General features: G+C 34.9%; 5 protein-coding genes and 1 pseudogene. All 6 read right to left on the reverse strand.

Annotated features, from left to right (window positions below):
- On the reverse strand, nucleotides 1–556 hold a 556-nt coding region (locus tag ACFIO3_RS09530), incomplete at its 3' end, for a thiamine pyrophosphate-dependent enzyme (RefSeq protein WP_375704367.1).
- Nucleotides 557–692: 136 nt separating this feature from the next.
- Nucleotides 693–1,004: a septum formation initiator family protein gene (locus ACFIO3_RS09535; protein ID WP_012754998.1), complete on the reverse strand. Its 312-nt coding sequence runs from the start codon at nucleotides 1,002–1,004 to the stop codon at nucleotides 693–695.
- 184 nt (nucleotides 1,005–1,188) lie between these two features.
- Complete coding sequence (locus ACFIO3_RS09540; RefSeq protein ID WP_375614948.1) at nucleotides 1,189–1,632, reverse strand: TM2 domain-containing protein; 444 nt, start codon at nucleotides 1,630–1,632, stop codon at nucleotides 1,189–1,191.
- A 377-nt stretch (nucleotides 1,633–2,009) separates the two neighbouring features.
- Nucleotides 2,010–2,420: a TM2 domain-containing protein gene (locus tag ACFIO3_RS09545; RefSeq protein WP_375614949.1), complete on the reverse strand. Its 411-nt coding sequence runs from the start codon at nucleotides 2,418–2,420 to the stop codon at nucleotides 2,010–2,012.
- Nucleotides 2,421–2,800: 380 nt separating this feature from the next.
- Nucleotides 2,801–3,208, reverse strand: a complete 408-nt coding sequence (locus tag ACFIO3_RS09550) for an NINE protein (protein ID WP_375614950.1) — start codon at nucleotides 3,206–3,208, stop codon at nucleotides 2,801–2,803.
- 112 nt (nucleotides 3,209–3,320) lie between these two features.
- Nucleotides 3,321–4,031, reverse strand: a pseudogene (eno, locus tag ACFIO3_RS09555) (phosphopyruvate hydratase); the annotation flags it as partial.

The following is a 4,031-nucleotide window of genomic DNA, read 5'->3' on the forward strand; positions in this document are numbered from 1 at the left end:
CCATATTAAAACTCTCGTAAACCTGCCCCTGATTTGCAGCACCATCACCAAAATAAACCAATGTCACATTATCTTTATCAAGATATTGATTCGAAAATGCCAAGCCTGAACCAATGGGAACCTGTGCCCCAACAATACCATGTCCCCCATAAAAGTTTTTTTCTTTAGAGAACATATGCATCGAGCCACCTTTCCCTTTGGAAAAGCCCCCTTGGCGCCCCGTTAATTCTGCCATAACACCACGCGGACTCATCCCAACCGCTAACATATGTCCATGATCACGGTAAGACGTAATAACCTGATCACCTTCTTTTGCCGCTTTCAATGTTCCAACAACAACGGCTTCCTGTCCAATATAAAGATGACAAAACCCCCCAATAAGCCCCATACCGTAAAGTTGTCCTGCTTTTTCTTCAAAACGGCGAATTAAAAGCATTTCACGATAGGCAACAATTTCTTCCTCTTTTGTAAAAGAGGCTATTGGTGCTTTCTTTGTAGTGCTTGATAATACAGTGTGCGCTACCGACGCAGAATTTTTTTTAAGTCGTTCTGCCATATTAAACTCCCTTTTATGATTATCTAGGAATAACCTTTACGAACAAAAGTTACAAGCCTTATCAATCGGCTTAAACAATATCATTGCTGATTGTTGTCTAAATTAAGCGATTTTTCATTTACCTTTAGTATCAATTTCAAGGTATTAAGATTGTCAGTTCATTTGGCTTAGAGAAGTTCAAATTCTTTCGGACATACTCATCCAACATATCTTTTTCTATATGCCCGTTGCGTAAAAGAGAAATACGCTTTTCCATGAATATCCGCTCAGCTTCTATTTTATGAAGCTCCTTTTCTAATTCACTAATATGCTGATTAACTTCACTGCGTGAATACAATCCATACTCACCATGATAAATGTGATAACTGAAATAGCTTAAGACTCCCACCGTCATAAGAGGTAGTACAAAGCGTACTTTGATTGATCGACGTTTCTGCTTTGTCCACATAAAATAGCACAGTCTTTACAGCACAAATTCCTCAATACTCAGCTCAATATGCACGATTTTGATTAACACCTCATTACTCAATCTAGAAACGTAAACAATTTTTTATCACCAATTTACCCCCCTCAAAACAATCAAAGTAAGCTGAATGCCCCACTTTGTTATATGACAAATATTGGATATCCCACTAACTTGTGATTTTACACCCATCTTTGTCTTTAAAATTTCCTGTTAAAATGACTATAAAATCAATCAATACCCAAGGTATAATTATAAAAATAATCCCTATAAGCCCTACCCCAAAAAATGGTATAGTTATCATACTTATTATATTTATAAGAAGTATTGCAATGCCAGTTCCAACTTTACCAACCATAAAACGATGAATTCCTAGTCCACCTAGAAAAAAACAAACGACCGCTAACGTCACTTTTGATTGCTGTGACTGACCTTCAGTCAAGATAGGGAAAATAGATTTAATGGTATCCCCTTCACACACAAAATCAACTACGTCACCAATTTTCGGCGGCGTTTTTCCTGACCAATCCCAATTCGCAAATTGATAGCGCTTACCATCAGCCCCTGAAATAAAATAATCTCCTTGATCATGACCAATAATTTTACCTTTCATCTTCACCACCTATAAAATTGTTATTCATAAAGAATCTTTTCTTCTAATATGATAATATATTGGATAAACCTCACAGCATGAATACAATCTGTATTCACCGTGATATATGACAATTTAAAAAGCTTAAAATCCCCCAACAACTTAAAATTCCCGCAATTATAAGTGGTAAGTACGCTGTTCGATTTGCACTTTTGCTTTTTTCATATGAAATAGTACAATCTTTTTCAATAGTTTTATTTAAATATTCATAATTTTCTTTAATATTTCACATTTAAAGACATAGCCTAAAATAATTTACATTATTAAATTAATATATTGACAACATTAAAAGTAAAGAAAGTTTCTAGCTCTTTACATTTTATATTATTCTAAAATTTCTACCAATTTATAATTTTATCCCCATTTTCATCCCTAAAATATCCGGATAAAATAACTATAAAATCAATGAATGACCACGGTATAGTAACGAGCAATCCTACACCTGTTATCGTTATAAGAAGCATTACAATGCCTGTCCCAACTTTACCAGCCATAAAGCGATGAATTCCCAATAAACCAAAAAACCAACAAACAAGTGCTATCGCTAATCTTGATTTTTCTGACTGCGATTCACTCAAAAGAGGGAGAACAGATTTAACAACATTATCTTCATATACAAAATCAACGGTATCCCCTACCTTTGGTATTTTTTTTCCTAACCAATCGAAACTCGTAAATTGATAGCGCTTACCGTCAGCTCCTGAAACGAAATAATCTCCTTGATCTTGACCAATAATTTTACCCTTCATCCTTGCCCACCTATAAAGCTACTCCTCATGTGTTATTCATAAAGAGATTATTTCTAATTCGATAATATGCAGATTAACCTCACGGTATAAATAAAACGCATAAAAAACATGATCAACGTGTAATTGGAATAGTCTTGCCCCCAATAATCTAATATTTCCCGCTTCTATAAACAGCAACTCAAATTACGCTGTAATTGATTTGCGCTTTTGTTTTACCTATAAAAATAGCACAGTTTTTCAATATTTTCGTTCAACTGTGCATAGCCTTTTAATATTTTACATTAAATACATGTAATACAATAACGCAGAGCTATTATGAACTTAATATATTGATAAAAATAAAAAGCGGGCTAAATTACCTCCTTTTTATTATAAGATTTTTAAAAATCTGTAATTTGATTCCCATCTTTATCCGTAAATCTTCCAGCAACAATGACTATAAAATCAACAACTGCCCAAATTCCGGTAATTATCAATCCAAAAAATGATAAAGATAGAATCAGCATTAAAGCACCTGTCCTAACTCTCCCAACCATAAAGCGATGAACACCAAAGATACCTGCAACCCAACAAAGAAGTGCGAACATTATCTTTGAGTTCTCTGTACTTGATCTCAACAACGGAAAAACAGAACTGACCACACCGCCTTCATAGACAAAATCAACAGTATCACCAATCCTTGGTGGTTTCTTTCCCAACCAATCCCAAGTCGCAAACTGATAACGCTTACCGTCATCACCAGAAACGAGATACATTCCTTGATCTTGAGTAATAATCACACCTCTCATCTTAATCCCTATAAATTTAAATACCTATAAAATTACTATGCATATGCCTTTGATAAGAAATCTCAATTTCATAATCTAAATGATCTTATACTTTCATATTTTTTGCTCACAACTATACACGATATAAATCACCAGCATAATGCGCTTGAGCTCCTAGCATTTCTTCAATACGAATAAGTTGATTGTATTTTGCTAATCTATCCGAACGTGCAAGAGAACCTGTTTTAATTTGTCCACAATTCGTTGCAACCGAAAGATCTGCAATGAAAGAATCCTCTGTCTCGCCTGAACGATGAGATATAATGGCACGATAACCTGCTTTATGTGCTACTTCTACAGCATCAAGTGTTTCACTCAATGTACCAATTTGATTAACTTTTATGAGAATAGAATTGCCTACCCCCATTTTGATACCATCACGCAAACGTGCTGAATTCGTTACAAACAAATCATCACCAACAAGCTGACATCTTTCTCCAATTGTATCCGTGAGTAGCTTCCAACCTTCCCAATCATCCTCTGCCATTCCATCTTCAATTGTAATAATAGGATAATTTTTCACAAGCTGCGCTAAATACTCTACCTGCTCTTGGGTGTCACGGCATTTTCCCTCACCTTTATAAAAATACGAGCCATTTTTATAAAATTCGGTTGAAGCACAGTCTAAACCAATGGCAATTTGTTCACCTGGTTTATAACCACATATCATGATAGATTCCATAATAAAATCAATTGCTTGATCAGCGCTTTTAAATTGAGGTGCAAAACCACCTTCATCACCAACATTGGTATTATAACCTGCACCCTTTAAACGCTTTTTCAA

Source organism: Bartonella sp. AD328YNZD (assembly GCF_042196425.1).

Excerpts from the sequence above, each read along its gene's own strand:
- ACFIO3_RS09535 (WP_012754998.1), bottom strand. The coding sequence starts at position 1,004 with ATGTGGACAAAGCAGAAACGTCGATCAATCAAAGTACGCTTTGTACTA.
- ACFIO3_RS09545 (WP_375614949.1), bottom strand. The coding sequence starts at position 2,420 with ATGAAGGGTAAAATTATTGGTCAAGATCAAGGAGATTATTTCGTTTCA.
- ACFIO3_RS09550 (WP_375614950.1), bottom strand. The coding sequence starts at position 3,208 with ATGAGAGGTGTGATTATTACTCAAGATCAAGGAATGTATCTCGTTTCT.
- ACFIO3_RS09540 (WP_375614948.1), bottom strand. The coding sequence starts at position 1,632 with ATGAAAGGTAAAATTATTGGTCATGATCAAGGAGATTATTTTATTTCA.